The organism is Pseudomonas sp. OV546, assembly GCF_900116845.1.
Lineage (GTDB): Bacteria > Pseudomonadota > Gammaproteobacteria > Pseudomonadales > Pseudomonadaceae > Aquipseudomonas > Aquipseudomonas petroselini.
In genome coordinates, this window is sequence record NZ_FPCE01000002.1 from 339858 (window position 1) to 352648 (window position 12791).

Below are 12791 nucleotides of genomic sequence, written 5' to 3' on the forward strand. Positions count from 1 at the left end.
ATAGGCTCGGCAGATTACGCCTTCGAACCCTGTCGCAAAAGGTACAGTTGATGACGAACAATCGCCGCGCCGTCTTCCTTGATCATCCGTCCCTGGACCTGGGGGACCTTGACCTCAGCGAGCTGCGCAACAGCTTCAGCGAGTTGCAGTTGTTTACAGGCACCACGCCGCAGAATGTGGTTGAACGCCTGCAAGGCGTTCAGGTAGCCATCAGCAACAAAATCGCCCTCAACCACGACACCCTGGCGGCCTGCCCGGAACTCAAGCTGATTCTGGTGTCGGCCACCGGCACCAATAACGTCGACCTCGAAGCCGCCCGCGCCCAAGGCATCACCGTGAGCAACTGCCAGGGCTACGGCACGCCGTCGGTGGCGCAGCACACGATCATGCTGCTGCTCAACCTGGCGACGCGCTTGAAGGACTATCAACGGGATGTAAGCGCCGGTAAGTGGCAGCAAGCCAAGCAGTTCTGCCTGCTGGACCACCCCATCGTCGAGCTGGAAGGCAAAACCCTCGGCCTGCTCGGTCACGGTGAATTGGGCAGCGCCGTAGCACGCCTGGCGCAAGCCTTTGGTATGCGCGTGGTGCTCGGTGCGATTCCGGGACGCCCTGCCCGTGCCGACCGCGTGCCGTTGGATGAACTGCTCGCGCAGGTCGACGCCCTCACCCTGCACTGCCCGCTCAATGAACACACCCGCGACTTTATCGGCGCCCGCGAACTGGCGCTGCTCAAGCCGGGTGCGTTTGTGGTCAATACCGCACGCGGTGGTTTGATCAACGAACAGGCCCTGGCTGATGCGTTGCGCAACGGCCACCTGGGTGGCGCGGCGACCGATGTGCTGAGCGTGGAACCGCCGATCAACGGCAACCCGCTGCTGGCCGGCGATATCCCTCGGCTGATCGTGACACCGCACAACGCCTGGGGCAGTCGCGAGGCGCGCCAGCGCATCGTCGGCCAACTGGCGGAAAACGCCCGGAGCTTTTTCAGCGGCGCCCCGCTGCGCGTCGTCAGTTGATAAACTGCGCCCCTTTTCAAGGAGCAGACCATGGATCCGCGCAGTGAAGTACTGCTTCGTCAGGCCGAACTTTTTCAAGGCAACCTGCTATTGGTGGGTTTGCCTGCCGACGACCTGCTGGGTCGCCTGCCCAACGCCCACGGTTGGAGCTGGCATGCCGGCGACCAGGCGGCACTCGACGCACGCTTCGCCGAGCGTAGCCACTTCGGTGTGACCGTGCCGGAGCGCGCCTTTGACGCGGCGGTGATCTTCCTGCCCAAGTCCAAGGACCTCACCGACTACCTGCTCAACGCCGTGGCTGCACGCTTGCCCGGCGCCGAGTTGTTCCTGGTCGGCGAGAAAAAGGCCGGTATCGAAAGCGCCGCCAAGCAGATGATTCCCTTCGGCAAACCGCGCAAGCTCGACAACGCGCGGCATTGCCAGCTGTGGCAGGTCACCGTGGCCAACGCGCCGCAGGCGGTCGAGCTGGAAAGCCTGGCGCAGGTCTTCGAGGTGCCGCTCGCCGAAGGCCCCCTGAAGGTGGTGAGCTTGCCGGGCGTGTTCAGCCACGGTCGCCTGGATCGCGGCACCGAGCTGTTGCTGGCGCATTTGGACAAACTGCCGAGTGGTCATCTGCTCGACTTTGGTTGCGGCGCTGGCGTACTGGGGGCTGCGGTAAAACGTCGCTACCCGCACAACACCGTCACGATGCTGGATGTGGATGCGTTTGCTGCGGCCAGCAGTCGCTTGACCTTGGCCGCCAATGGCCTGGAAGCCGAGGTGCTGACCGGTGATGGCATCGACGCGGCGCCGATGGGGTTGAACGCAATTTTGAGCAACCCACCGTTCCATGTCGGGGTGCATACCGATTATTTCGCCACCGAGAACCTGCTGCGAAAAGCGGCGAAACATCTGGCAAAAGGCGGCGAACTGCGCCTGGTCGCCAATAGCTTCCTGAAGTACCAGCCGCTGATCGAAGAGCATCTGGGCGTGTGTGCGGTGAAGGCCGAAGGCAATGGTTTCCGCATCTACCGTGCCAAGCGCGGCTGACGGGCGTTTGAAAAAGAACACTTGCCGAATGGATTTTGCCTAGGCAGAATCCGCTCCGTCCTAGGGGAGTAGTCTCCCACGAGCGCCACGCTCGTCCGGCATACGTCAACATACTTGGTCAGCAGACCATGGCGTATGCGACCCAGGAGTCCGCACAGACGGACCGGGGTTTGACAAGACCTATGACACGCACACCTTACCCGGGGCGGGAAGGCTGTACGTGTCATAGCCGTGTCGACCCGCCCCTGGAAACCTACCTGATGCTGGATTCATTACTCGTTCCTACCGCAATCGTTGCCTTGGCCGAAATCGGCGACAAGACGCAACTGCTCGCACTCATCCTTGCCGCTCGCTTCCGCAAGCCCTGGCCGATCATCGCCGGCATCGTCGCCGCGACCCTGGCCAACCATGCGGCTGCCGGTGCCGTGGGGGCCTGGTTCGGGAGTTTCTTCTCGGATGCTGTGCTGCACTGGATCCTGGCGGCGAGCTTCTGCGCCACGGCACTCTGGACCCTGGTGCCGGACAAACTCGATGATGACGAAGCCAGTACCAGCCGCAAATTCGGGCCATTCCTGACCACGCTGATTGCGTTCTTCCTCGCGGAAATCGGTGACAAGACGCAGATCGCCACGGTCATGCTGGCGGCGCAGTACCCGGAACTGTGGCTGGTGATTATCGGCACCACCGTGGGCATGCTGATTGCCAACGTGCCGGTGGTATTGGCGGGGAATTTTGCGGCGGAAAAACTGCCATTGACCTTGATTCGTCGACTGGCGGCGACAGCGTTTTTCGTCCTGGCGATTGTGGCGGTGTACAAGGCCATGCAGAGCAGCGGCTGGATCTAGGGCGCTCATGAGCACAGTTCTGTAGTGAGCGGGCTTGCCCCGCGCGAGGCAAGCTCGCTCACTACAAAAATCCAGCCATGTGCTTATCGGTGGATCAGGATTTTTTGGCCTGCTGGTACAGCGGCATCACTTTCGGAATCGCCGCCTGCAACGAGGCAATTCGGCTGTCGGACGCCGGGTGAGTGCTCATGAACTCAGGCGGCGAGCCTTCCGAAGCCTTGGCCATCTTATTCCACAGCGTGATCGCCGCATTCGGGTTGTAGCCCGCGCGAGCCGACAGTTCCAGGCCGATCAGGTCTGCTTCGTTTTCATTGCTGCGGCTGTTGGGCAAGGTCATGCCGTAGTTGGCCACGGTATCGGCCAATGCCAGGCTGTCCTGGCCAAGGCCAAAGAGTGCACCGGCCCCCTGCTTGGCCATCTCGATCCCGTAGGCCTTGGACATGGCTTCACGACCATGCTCACGCAAGGCATGCGCAATTTCATGGCCCATGACCGCGGCCAGTTCGTCATCGGTGAGCTTGAGGTTATCGATCAACGCGCTGTACACGAAGATCTTGCCGCCAGGCCCGCAGTTGGCGTTCATCTCGTCGCTCTTGATCAGGTTCACTTCCCACTTCCACTGCGCCGCATCCGGGCGGAAGGTCGGCGCCTGGGCGATCAGGCGCTTGGCAATGGCCTGCACGCGCTTGGCGTTGGCGCTGGTCTTGTCCAACTGGCCCTTGCTGCTGGCTTCGCCCAGTGTCTGCTGGTAGGACTGGGCATACATCTGGTCGACTTCCTGGCTCGACAGCATGCTGAACATGTACTGCTTACGCTCGACCCCAACGGCACCGCCGCTGGTGGTGTTGACCGACTGACAACCGGCCAGCAACATCGCTGCAACCAATCCACTTATCGCCATTGATTTCTTCATCAACACACTCTCCCTGAAAAGACGCCTGAAAACATGGCGCGTATCGTAGGCGCTCATGTGTATCGGCGCCAGATACACCAGACGTGTAACCGCTGAATTTCGGATACATCGCACAGTTTGCCAGCGGCAGCGACCATTCCATTTGCGACACACCCCACTATTTTACCGGGCACCCCCTCATGCCCATTGGGCCCGTGGCCGATACAAAAAGGCAGCCCTCTTCGTTTGCGCCCGGAGCGTTCATGAAATTCAAGTCGATTCAATTTTCTGTCGCGGCACTGGCCGGCGCCATCGTCCTCAGTGTGATCGCGGTGCTGGTGCTGTATGCCTTGTTTGCCGGCGCACGGACTCAGGAGAGGGTGCAGGCGCGCACCCAGGCTCAATTCGAGCAGATCATCGAGCAGCGCCTTACGACCCTGGCGCAAACCCAGGCCACCATGATCCAGCGCGAATTGGAAGCGCCGCTGGTGAGTGCCAAGGCCCTGGCCACCACCAACGCCTTGCTCGGCATGAAAGACGCCAAGGGCCAACCGGCCCTGCAGATCGGTCGCGAACAACTGATCAACCTGCTGCACGAAACCGTGGTGCGCAACCCGAAAATCCTCGGCGCCTACATTGGCTGGGAACCCAATGCGATCGAACACAACGACGCCGCCTACGTGGACAGCCCGATAGTGGGCATGGGCACCGACGGGCGTTTCCTGCCGTGGTGGTACCGCAACGCGGATGGCAGCCTGGGCCTGGATAAACTCGCGGATGTGGCCGACCAGAAAATCCTCTCCACCGGCGTGCGCGCCAGCGAGTACTACCTGTGCTCCAAGGAAAGCAAAAAAGCCTGCGCCATCGACCCTGCCCCTTACAAGGTCGGCAACGCGATGGTGATGCTGGCCTCGTTTATCGAACCGATCATGATCGATGGCACCTTCCAGGGCATTGTCGGGGCGGACCTCTCGGTGAACTTCATCCAGGACATGCTCACCAGCGCCGATCAAAACCTCTACAACGGGGCCGGTGAATTGGCGCTGATCTCCAGCAACGGCCGCCTGGTGGCCTACACCAAGGACGCCAGCAAGCTTGGCGAAAAATCCAGCGACCTGCTCGACACCAACGAACAGGCCAACCTCGCCCAACTGAAAGCCGGCGAAGTGCGTTACGACATCGACAGGGAACACGGGCATATCGAGCTGTTCCTGCCCTTCAATATTGGCCAGACCGATGCGCGCTGGACCTTGATGATGCAACTGCCGCTGAACGCGGTGATGGCAGACTTGCACACACTGCAAAGCGACTTGGACGCACAACGCAAGGCCGACATCGTCGGTATGGCCATTGCAGGCCTGTTGATTGCCGGCATCGGCCTGTTGGTGATCTGGCTGGTCGGCCACGGCATCGCACGCCCACTCAAGCAAATGGTGGCCATGCTCAATGACATCGCCCAGGGCGAAGGCGACCTGACGCGGCGCCTGACCAGTGATCGCGCCGATGAGCTGGGTGCTATTGCCAACGGCTTCAACACCTTCCTGATCAAACTACAGGGCATGATCACCCAAGTGGTCAGCTCAGTGCAGAAGGTCAGCGACTCGTCGGAGCACACCGCCGACATCGCGATCCGCACCAATCAGGGCGTGCATAAACAGATGGTGGAAATCGATCAGGTCGCGACTGCGGTGCATGAGATGACCGCCACGGCGCAAGACGTTGCGCGTAACGCCACCCAGGCCGCGCAAGCCGCCAGCCATGCCGACCAGGCCGCGAGCCAGGGCATGCGCATTGTGCGCGACACGTCGACGTCCATCGGCGCACTGGCCGAGGAAATCGGCAAGGCGGTGGGCGTGGTGCAAACCCTGGCCAAGGACAGCGAGAACATCAACGCCATCCTCACAGCCATTCGCGGGATCGCTGAGCAGACCAACCTGTTGGCCCTCAACGCAGCCATCGAGGCGGCGCGTGCCGGCGAGCAAGGGCGTGGCTTTGCCGTGGTCGCCGACGAAGTGCGCAACCTGGCGCAGAAAACCCAGAAGGCCACCGAAGAAATCCAGGCCATGATCCAGCAGTTGCAACAAGGCACGCGGGATGTGGTGCGGGTGATGGAAGACAGCCAGAGCCGTACCGATGAAAGCGTGCAGCACGCGGCCAAGGCGGCCGAAGCACTGGAAACCATCAGCCAGGCCGTGTCGGTGATCAACGACATGAACACCCAGATCGCCAGCGCGGCCGAGGAGCAGAGCGCTGTGGCCGAGGATATCAACCGCAACGTGATCAATATTGGCCAGGTGGCCAATGAAGTGGCGGGCGGCGCGGATGAGTCCAGCGCGGCCAGTGCGGACCTGACCAAATTGGCGGAGCAGCAACGGCGGCTGATCAATCAGTTCAAAGTCTAGGGATTTTCGGTGGCTTCAGGCCGCCTTCGCGAGCAAGCCCGCGAAGGGGCCAGTCAACCTAACCCAACACTTACTGACTCACGCCGGCGTCAGGCACTCCGGCCCATTGAGCTTCGGATCATTGACCATGTTGGCCAAAACCCGCTCGCGCAACGCGGTCGGCTCACTGGCCAACAAGCCTTGCAACACAGGCAACGGCGTCTCGGGATCAAGCCAGGCTTCCTGCCCTGCTGCATCCAGGATTAACGGCCGGCGCTGAGCCTGTGCGGCCTGGGTCACCACCGCCGTGCTCAGCCACACCTGCTCCTGCACGGGGTAAGCTTCCCAGATCGCGGCGAAAAACAGCGTGGAGCCCTCCCCCGGCGTCAACCAGTACGGGCGTTTGCGCTGGGTACCGCGCCATTCGTAGAAACCGTTGGCGGGCAGCAGGCAGCGACGCTGGCGGAACGCTTCGCGGAACATCGGTTGTTCGGCCAAGGTTTCGGCTCGCGCATGCGCAGGCGTGCGGGACAGGTCGGTCAGCCAGGGCGGTGTAAGCCCCCAGCGGGCTCGCGCCAGGGTGCGCTGGCCGTCGGTGGCGCGCTGGATCAGCACCGAATCATTCGGGGAGATGTTCCACTGGGCCTGCTGGTCGGCCGGGAAGCCCGGCAAGGCAGCAAAAGCAGGGTTCCAGCGAAACAGGGCATAACGTCCACACATGGGGCAACACGACTCTTGGGTAAACCGACCGACAGCCTAACAGACCAGCACGTCGGGGAAGCTGTCCGGTTCGTCGCCGGGCAAGGGTTGCGCGCCAATGTAGGCAGTGATCAGCTCGCGGGCGTCAACGGCCCGGTCGTTGTCCACCTCCAGCCCCAATAGGCCGAAGATCGGCAATTCGCCAGTGCCGCCCAGCAAATGGCGACCCACCAGGTGCGCCTCGATGCCCTCGCTGGCGAGCATCTGTTGCAGCAGCTCGCCTTCCATCAGGTTTTCCGGTTCGTAGATTCGCTGCATGGGCGTCCCCGTTATTCGTTCTCGCTGCGGGTTTCAAGCATCCATTCTTCACCATGGACCTGCAGATCGAAAATAATCGGTCGGCAACACACCTGGCAGTCTTCTATATAGGTCTGGTCACCACCCGACAAATCCACCGTTGTCTCGACCACTTCACCACAATAAGGACAATCGTACGTCGCGCTTTCCAGCATCGCAGCCTCCAAGGTGACTTGTGCGTATAATCGCCGGTCTATTTACAGGGTTATCGTTCGGCTGAGCCCATTACTCAGGCCGCGCCCTGGTATTTCCTTTACTTACCCTAGCCGTTTCTAACAAGAGAGCATGATGGGCCAATTCGATACCATCCGACCTTACAACGACAGCGAAGTCCCGGCAGTACTGGACCGGCTGTTCAGTGACAAGGCCTTTCTGGACATCCTGACCCACTTTCGCTTCCCGCGTTTTGCCGGCGCCCTGGGCTGGCTGCTCAAGCCAATGATCGCCCGCAAGCTGCGCCGTGAATTCGCCGGTGTCACCACCGTGGCCACGCTGCAGGACAAAGTCGAGTATTACGTCGATCACACCATTGATCGAGCGACCGACGGCGTCACTTATACCGGTGTAGAGCAACTCAAGTCTGGCACCGCCTACGTATTCCTGGCCAACCACCGCGATATCGTAATGGACCCGGCCTTCGTCAACTATGCCGTATACCACGCCGGCCTGCCGACGCCCCGCATCGCCATCGGCGACAACCTGCTGCAAAAGCCGTTTGTCAGCGACCTGATGCGCCTGAACAAGAGCTTTATCGTGCACCGCTCGATCACCGGGCGAAAGGAGAAGATGGCGGCCTACAACCTGCTGTCGGCCTACATCAACCACTCGATCCGCAACGACTGCCAGTCGATCTGGATCGCCCAGGCCGAAGGGCGCGCCAAGGATGGGGATGATCGCACCGAGTCGGCGATCCTCAAGATGTTCCACGTCAGCCGCAAGGACGAGCCGTTTGCCGAGGTGATCCAGTCGTTGAACCTGACGCCGGTATCGATCAGCTACGAGTACGACCCTTGCGATACCGCCAAGGCTCGCGAGCTGTATATCCGCGCCACGACGGGTACCTACTGCAAGGCACCGGGTGAGGATGACGTGAGCATCGCCCTTGGCATCACGGGCTACAAGGGCCGGGTGCATATCAACTTCGCACCGCCGATTACCGAACGCTTCGAAGACACCAAGCTGCTGGCGGTGGAAATGGACCGGCAGATTTTGGGCGGTTACAGGCTGTTCCCGGTGCACTACCTGGCGTACCAGCAGTGGAGCGACGCCGACCCGCAATTGCAGGTGCCGACGGCGGCCGAAGTGTTCCCTGCGGACGAACTGGCCAAGGCCAAGGCTGAATGGGAGCGCCGCCTGAACGAATGCCCGGCCGAGCACCGGCCGTTCCTGGTGGTGCAATATGCAACCCCGGTGCGTAATCAGTATCGGGTCAAAGCGGGCATTCCGCTGTAAAACACCGATCCAAATGTGGGAGGGGGCTTGCCCCGATCACGGAGTGTCAGTCGACATCTGATTGACTGGCATACCGCTATCGGGGGCAAGCCCCCTCCCACATTTGCTTTATGGCGTGTTTAAAGACGGGTGCTGAGCCAGGAGAGGGCCAGCGCCAACCCCAGGCAGGCGAACCCGACGCGGTAAGCCAGGCGATGCGCCCGCTCGGTGCGCACATCCAGAAACAACATCGGCTGGTCGATCGCGCGGTCTTCGCGTTGTGCGGTCAGTTCGGCCATCGCGCGCTGTTCGTGCAGGCGGGTGATGAACAGCAGCGCGGCACCCGGGCAGGCCACCAGTAAAGCCACAACATTGATCAATAGTGCGGGCAGCGCCATCGCAAACCTCAGTAGACAGTGTCTTGGTATCAATTCAGATACAAACCTGAACGATAGTGGCCTCCAGCGCCGCAAATGCTCCCTCCCCCATTGACGGCTAATGTATCCAGTAATTTACGTCGTCACCTGAACGTCACCTTAACAGGCCACTCTGTTGCCCTTCGACGCTTTAGGAGCTTGTCATGTTGCACGCGCAAAACCAGGATCGGCTGTACCTGATCGCCCAAAGCGAAGAGCAAGAGGCGCTGATCGGCGGCCTGGCCTTCAACGTCCAGGACCGCCACTGGCTGGTGTATTGCGCGCTTGGCGGGCACCAGCATGCGGACTTGCCGGAGACCGATCTGTTGACGGGGGTGAGCCTGCTGGACTTCTGTATCGACACCGCCGCATGAAACTGAAGGCGAAAAAAAACCGGACGCCTCGCAGCGTCCGGTTTTTTTGGGAAGCGGTTATTGCGAGCTGAGCAATGAACCGATGCTTGGGTCCTTGAACAGTCGAGTCAAGGCGTCACTCAGGACATCGCTGACCAACTTGGTGTTGGTTTCCTGGTTCGGCGACATACCGAACCGCTGGTTCAGGGACGCACCGTAGCGACCGCTGTAGCGACGGGTACCGGCGCTGACGTCGGACTTGAAGGTCGCGCCGATGGACGCCTCGGTCACGTACAGGCCGTCTTTAGGCGACTGATATTTCAATTCGGCCAGGGTGATGGTCAACTGCGGAGCACCCGGTGCGTTGGGGCTCGGGGTGAAACCCAGCAGGCGCACGGCGGCTTCAGCCTGGGCTTGCAGCTTGGGCAGTACGTCTTGAGCGTTCACCGAGACCAGGGCCGTTTCCGGGTACAGGCCACCGCGCGAGCCGAGTGTCGGCGATGGACGACCATCCACCACACGCACCGATACCGCCTGGCCGTGGCCGACTGGGGCCAACTGCGTGGTGATCTTCGGTTCCGGGGTCAGTTGTTGCGGGCTGTTGGCGCAGCCAACCAAGGTCAAACTGGTCACAGTGATCAAACCGAACAACAGGCGTTGCAACATGCTCTTCTCTCCAGAAATCGAGTACCGACAGGCGGGCAGTATAGCGGTGCGCCAGTGCCGGGAACTAGCGCCAGTTACATCCTGAGACCCCTGCGGACTGTAGCGGTTCGATGTCACTGATATGTCATGACCGATACACAGACCCGTCATGCCCGACAGGCAAGCTTGGCCCCAATCTCAGGAGGTTGATCGCCATGCATTTTTTCTGGTCACTGTTCACGCGCAAGACCGCCCTTCGCCAGTATGCCCTGCTCGATGCGCAAGGTCGTTGCCAGGCCTTCAAGGAGTGCAGCCAGCCTCCTGTAGGTGACGGCTGGGTGGAAATCGACGAAATCCGCCTGAGCTGGATGCACCACCCGCTGCCGGCCCGCGCCCGTGTCAGCCCGCGTGCAGCGCAGTCACCCCGACACCAGCCGTTGGCCGCCTGACCGAACGCCTAATAAAAGTCATAAAACACGCCCATTTCCTTAGCGTTCTTCGCTACAATCTCCCCCCGATTATAAGGACGTCTCCTGATCGGGCCTCGCAGCATCGTTAATGCCTCGGTATTAACCCCAAGAATCGCCCACAGAGAGCCGCCCACACAGATCGAGTGAAGCTGGCGCGCTTGCTGTTTCTTTGCAAACCACCCGTCTTTACCGAATCTGCCAGAGCTGCCATTGCGCTCGGCCACTTGAGTTGTTTGCCCGTTTTGCCGCGTGTCGGCAAGGTATCCGGGCCAGGTGCCAGGCTGGGGCAGCCCTTTTTTGAGGTTCACGTCTTCAAAAGAGCGTGAAAAAACGGGTTTTCACAACTTCACAAGAGTGTGGCGAGCAAATGAATAGTTTGGCGTTTGTACAAGCACCATCAGCGTCTGGAACAGCCCAACCACACAGGACCGAGTACTCCTCAACAACCGGAGCTTGAGCCTGTCCGCTACGGATTGATTGCACGAATCACACGCTTTGACCATAAGTCGAATTGCCACAGGCGCCCATGAATGCGTTCATAGGCAGATTCGCCCGGCAGGAAGCGTGTGCTGAAGTTGCAAAGAATTGCGAATCGGACATGGCGATCCTGGCCATGGGTAACCTGGGGCAACACGTGAACCGCCCCGTCACTCCTGGCAGCCATGCCGTCAATTTGGTGCTGCAGATTTTGGAGACGCGTTAAATGGCGCATAACGAAGCAGTCGACGTAGTACTGGTAGGGGCCGGCATCATGAGTGCCACCCTGGCCGTACTGCTCAAAGAGCTCGACCCCGGCCTCAAGCTGGAAGTCGTTGAGCTGATGGATTCGGGTGCCGCGGAAAGTTCCAACCCGTGGAACAACGCCGGTACCGGCCACGCCGGCCTGTGTGAGCTGAACTACACGCCGCAGGCCGCGGATGGCTCCATCGACATCAAGAAAGCCGTGCACATCAACACCCAGTTCGAGGTGTCGAAGCAGTTCTGGGCGTACCTGACCCAAAAGGGCACCTTTGGCTCGTCCAAGTCCTTTATCAGCCCGGTGCCGCACCTGAGCTTTGTGCAGGGCGAAAAAGGTGTGTCTTTCCTCAAGCAGCGCTTTGAAACCCTCAGCCAGCATCACGCGTTTTCGGACATGCACTACACCGAAGACCGCAACGAGATGGCCGAGTGGATGCCGCTGATGATGCCGGGGCGCCCGCTCGACGAAAAAATCGCGGCCACCCGCGTGATGAACGGTACCGACGTCAACTTCGGCGCGCTGACCAACCAACTGCTCAGCCACCTCTCCAGCTCGCCGGATGCCCAGGTCAAGTACAGCAAGCGTGTCACCGGCCTCAAGCGCAATGGCGCGGGCTGGACCGTGAGCATCAAGGACGTCAACAGCGGCAACAGCCGTGAAGTCGATGCCAAGTTCGTGTTCCTCGGCGCCGGTGGCGCGGCCCTGCCGCTGCTGCAAGCCTCGGGCATCGAAGAAAGCAAAGGCTTTGGCGGCTTCCCGGTCAGCGGCCAATGGCTGCGTTGCGACAACCCGGAAGTGGTCAAGCATCACCAGGCCAAGGTCTACAGCCAGGCGGCGGTGGGTTCGCCACCGATGTCCGTGCCGCACTTGGACACCCGCGTGGTGGATGGCAAGAAGTCCCTGCTGTTCGGGCCATATGCCGGGTTCACCACCAAGTTCCTCAAGCACGGCTCATTCCTTGACCTGCCTCTGTCGGTTCGCGCCGGCAACATCGGCCCGATGCTGGCCGTGGCCCGGGACAACATGGACCTGACCAAATACTTGGTCAGCGAAGTGATGCAGTCCATGGAGCAGCGCCTGGAATCCCTGCGCCGCTTCTACCCGGAAGCGAAAGCCGAAGACTGGCGCCTGGAAGTGGCCGGCCAACGGGTGCAGATCATCAAGAAAGACCCGAAGAAAGGCGGCGTGCTGCAATTTGGTACCGAGCTGGTCGCGGCCAAAGATGGTTCGCTGGCAGCACTCTTGGGCGCATCCCCAGGCGCTTCGGTGACGGTTTCGATCATGCTGGAACTGATCGAACGCTGCTTCCCTGAAAAAACCGCCGGGGAATGGGCGACCAAGTTGCAGGAAATCTTCCCGGCGCGGGAGAAAGTCCTGGAGACCGACGCCGAGCTGTATCGCAAGATCAACATGCAGAACAACATCAGCCTGGAGCTGGTTGCACCTGCCGCCGAGACCGAGAGCTACGCTTGAGGCCGTGACGCCATAAAAAACGCCCCGCTCTCGTGATGAGAACGG

The 12791-nt window shown here is 60.8% G+C and carries 15 protein-coding genes, 1 pseudogene and 1 riboswitch; of the genes and pseudogenes, 9 read left to right on the forward strand and 7 right to left on the reverse strand.

Going from position 1 to position 12791, the window contains the following annotated elements:
• Positions 1-50 precede the first annotated feature (50 nt).
• The 3 genes from BM403_RS06725 to BM403_RS06735 all read left to right on the forward strand — a co-directional run bounded on the left by BM403_RS06725 (position 51) and on the right by BM403_RS06735 (position 2890).
• Positions 51-1016, forward strand: coding sequence for a 2-hydroxyacid dehydrogenase (locus BM403_RS06725; RefSeq protein WP_093542170.1), 966 nt, complete (start codon positions 51-53; stop codon positions 1014-1016).
• Between the two features lie 30 nt (positions 1017-1046).
• Positions 1047-2045 carry a class I SAM-dependent methyltransferase gene (locus BM403_RS06730; RefSeq protein ID WP_093542172.1) on the forward strand — a complete coding sequence of 333 codons (999 nt, stop codon included), beginning with the start codon at positions 1047-1049 and terminating at the stop codon, positions 2043-2045.
• A 51-nt stretch (positions 2046-2096) separates the two neighbouring features.
• Positions 2097-2216, forward strand: a riboswitch (yybP-ykoY riboswitch).
• A gap of 89 nt (positions 2217-2305) precedes the next feature.
• Positions 2306-2890, forward strand: coding sequence for a TMEM165/GDT1 family protein (locus BM403_RS06735; protein ID WP_012722270.1), 585 nt, complete (start codon positions 2306-2308; stop codon positions 2888-2890).
• A 94-nt stretch (positions 2891-2984) separates the two neighbouring features.
• Here BM403_RS06735 and BM403_RS06740 read toward each other — a convergent pair whose 3' ends face one another.
• Complete coding sequence (locus BM403_RS06740) at positions 2985-3803, reverse strand: M48 family metallopeptidase (protein WP_043204803.1); 819 nt, start codon at positions 3801-3803, stop codon at positions 2985-2987.
• A gap of 1322 nt (positions 3804-5125) precedes the next feature.
• Here BM403_RS06740 and BM403_RS32455 point away from each other — a divergent pair.
• Together BM403_RS32455 and BM403_RS32460 are read left to right on the forward strand one after the other, a co-directional pair.
• A pseudogene (locus tag BM403_RS32455) lies at positions 5126-5326 on the forward strand (HAMP domain-containing protein); the annotation flags it as partial.
• A gap of 114 nt (positions 5327-5440) precedes the next feature.
• Positions 5441-6184 (forward strand): methyl-accepting chemotaxis protein, encoded by a 744-nt coding sequence (locus BM403_RS32460; RefSeq protein WP_371914008.1) that lies wholly within the window; start codon positions 5441-5443, stop codon positions 6182-6184.
• A gap of 78 nt (positions 6185-6262) precedes the next feature.
• Here BM403_RS32460 and BM403_RS06750 read toward each other — a convergent pair whose 3' ends face one another.
• From BM403_RS06750 to BM403_RS06760, 3 genes are read right to left on the reverse strand one after another with little or no spacing between them, the layout of a single operon-like run.
• Positions 6263-6883 carry an SOS response-associated peptidase gene (locus tag BM403_RS06750; protein ID WP_012722267.1) on the reverse strand — a complete coding sequence of 207 codons (621 nt, stop codon included), beginning with the start codon at positions 6881-6883 and terminating at the stop codon, positions 6263-6265.
• A 36-nt stretch (positions 6884-6919) separates the two neighbouring features.
• The gene (locus BM403_RS06755) at positions 6920-7180 is read right to left on the reverse strand and encodes a putative signal transducing protein (protein WP_003171843.1); all 261 of its coding nucleotides are present in this window, start codon (positions 7178-7180) and stop codon (positions 6920-6922) included.
• Positions 7181-7191: 11 nt separating this feature from the next.
• Positions 7192-7374, reverse strand: coding sequence for a CPXCG motif-containing cysteine-rich protein (locus BM403_RS06760; RefSeq protein WP_012722266.1), 183 nt, complete (start codon positions 7372-7374; stop codon positions 7192-7194).
• Positions 7375-7507: 133 nt separating this feature from the next.
• Here BM403_RS06760 and BM403_RS06765 point away from each other — a divergent pair, with 133 nt between their 5' ends.
• On the forward strand, positions 7508-8671 hold the full coding sequence (locus BM403_RS06765; RefSeq protein ID WP_173390377.1) for a 1-acyl-sn-glycerol-3-phosphate acyltransferase: 1164 nt from the start codon (positions 7508-7510) through the stop codon (positions 8669-8671).
• 119 nt (positions 8672-8790) lie between these two features.
• On the opposite strand, the gene BM403_RS06770 is transcribed toward BM403_RS06765, so the two are convergent.
• Positions 8791-9048, reverse strand: coding sequence for a hypothetical protein (locus tag BM403_RS06770; RefSeq protein ID WP_012722264.1), 258 nt, complete (start codon positions 9046-9048; stop codon positions 8791-8793).
• 182 nt (positions 9049-9230) lie between these two features.
• On the opposite strand from BM403_RS06770, the gene BM403_RS06775 reads away from it, so the two are divergent.
• Positions 9231-9440 (forward strand): hypothetical protein, encoded by a 210-nt coding sequence (locus BM403_RS06775; RefSeq protein ID WP_012722263.1) that lies wholly within the window; start codon positions 9231-9233, stop codon positions 9438-9440.
• A gap of 57 nt (positions 9441-9497) precedes the next feature.
• Here BM403_RS06775 and BM403_RS06780 read toward each other — a convergent pair whose 3' ends face one another.
• Positions 9498-10085 carry a YajG family lipoprotein gene (locus BM403_RS06780; RefSeq protein ID WP_012722262.1) on the reverse strand — a complete coding sequence of 196 codons (588 nt, stop codon included), beginning with the start codon at positions 10083-10085 and terminating at the stop codon, positions 9498-9500.
• 194 nt (positions 10086-10279) lie between these two features.
• Here BM403_RS06780 and BM403_RS06785 point away from each other — a divergent pair, with 194 nt between their 5' ends.
• Positions 10280-10513, forward strand: coding sequence for a hypothetical protein (locus BM403_RS06785; RefSeq protein ID WP_043204801.1), 234 nt, complete (start codon positions 10280-10282; stop codon positions 10511-10513).
• Between the two features lie 8 nt (positions 10514-10521).
• On the opposite strand, the gene BM403_RS31365 is transcribed toward BM403_RS06785, so the two are convergent.
• On the reverse strand, positions 10522-10842 hold the full coding sequence (locus BM403_RS31365) for a hypothetical protein (protein WP_139237946.1): 321 nt from the start codon (positions 10840-10842) through the stop codon (positions 10522-10524).
• Positions 10843-11237: 395 nt separating this feature from the next.
• On the opposite strand from BM403_RS31365, the gene mqo reads away from it, so the two are divergent.
• Positions 11238-12746: a malate dehydrogenase (quinone) gene (gene mqo, locus BM403_RS06790; protein WP_012722258.1), complete on the forward strand. Its 1509-nt coding sequence runs from the start codon at positions 11238-11240 to the stop codon at positions 12744-12746.
• Positions 12747-12791: the final 45 nt, after the last annotated feature.

Bases quoted from the DNA above. Each gene is read 5' to 3' on its own strand.
- BM403_RS06740 (WP_043204803.1), bottom strand. From the start codon at position 3,803: ATGAAGAAATCAATGGCGATAAGTGGATTGGTTGCAGCGATGTTGCTG.
- BM403_RS06730 (WP_093542172.1), top strand. From the start codon at position 1,047: ATGGATCCGCGCAGTGAAGTACTGCTTCGTCAGGCCGAACTTTTTCAA.
- mqo (WP_012722258.1), top strand. From the start codon at position 11,238: ATGGCGCATAACGAAGCAGTCGACGTAGTACTGGTAGGGGCCGGCATC.
- BM403_RS32460 (WP_371914008.1), top strand. From the start codon at position 5,441: ATGGTGGAAATCGATCAGGTCGCGACTGCGGTGCATGAGATGACCGCC.
- BM403_RS06750 (WP_012722267.1), bottom strand. From the start codon at position 6,883: ATGTGTGGACGTTATGCCCTGTTTCGCTGGAACCCTGCTTTTGCTGCC.
- BM403_RS06735 (WP_012722270.1), top strand. From the start codon at position 2,306: ATGCTGGATTCATTACTCGTTCCTACCGCAATCGTTGCCTTGGCCGAA.
- BM403_RS06785 (WP_043204801.1), top strand. From the start codon at position 10,280: ATGCATTTTTTCTGGTCACTGTTCACGCGCAAGACCGCCCTTCGCCAG.
- BM403_RS06765 (WP_173390377.1), top strand. From the start codon at position 7,508: ATGGGCCAATTCGATACCATCCGACCTTACAACGACAGCGAAGTCCCG.
- BM403_RS06780 (WP_012722262.1), bottom strand. From the start codon at position 10,085: ATGTTGCAACGCCTGTTGTTCGGTTTGATCACTGTGACCAGTTTGACC.
- BM403_RS06725 (WP_093542170.1), top strand. From the start codon at position 51: ATGACGAACAATCGCCGCGCCGTCTTCCTTGATCATCCGTCCCTGGAC.
- BM403_RS06770 (WP_012722264.1), bottom strand. From the start codon at position 9,048: ATGGCGCTGCCCGCACTATTGATCAATGTTGTGGCTTTACTGGTGGCC.
- BM403_RS06760 (WP_012722266.1), bottom strand. From the start codon at position 7,374: ATGCTGGAAAGCGCGACGTACGATTGTCCTTATTGTGGTGAAGTGGTC.
- BM403_RS06775 (WP_012722263.1), top strand. From the start codon at position 9,231: ATGTTGCACGCGCAAAACCAGGATCGGCTGTACCTGATCGCCCAAAGC.
- BM403_RS06755 (WP_003171843.1), bottom strand. From the start codon at position 7,180: ATGCAGCGAATCTACGAACCGGAAAACCTGATGGAAGGCGAGCTGCTG.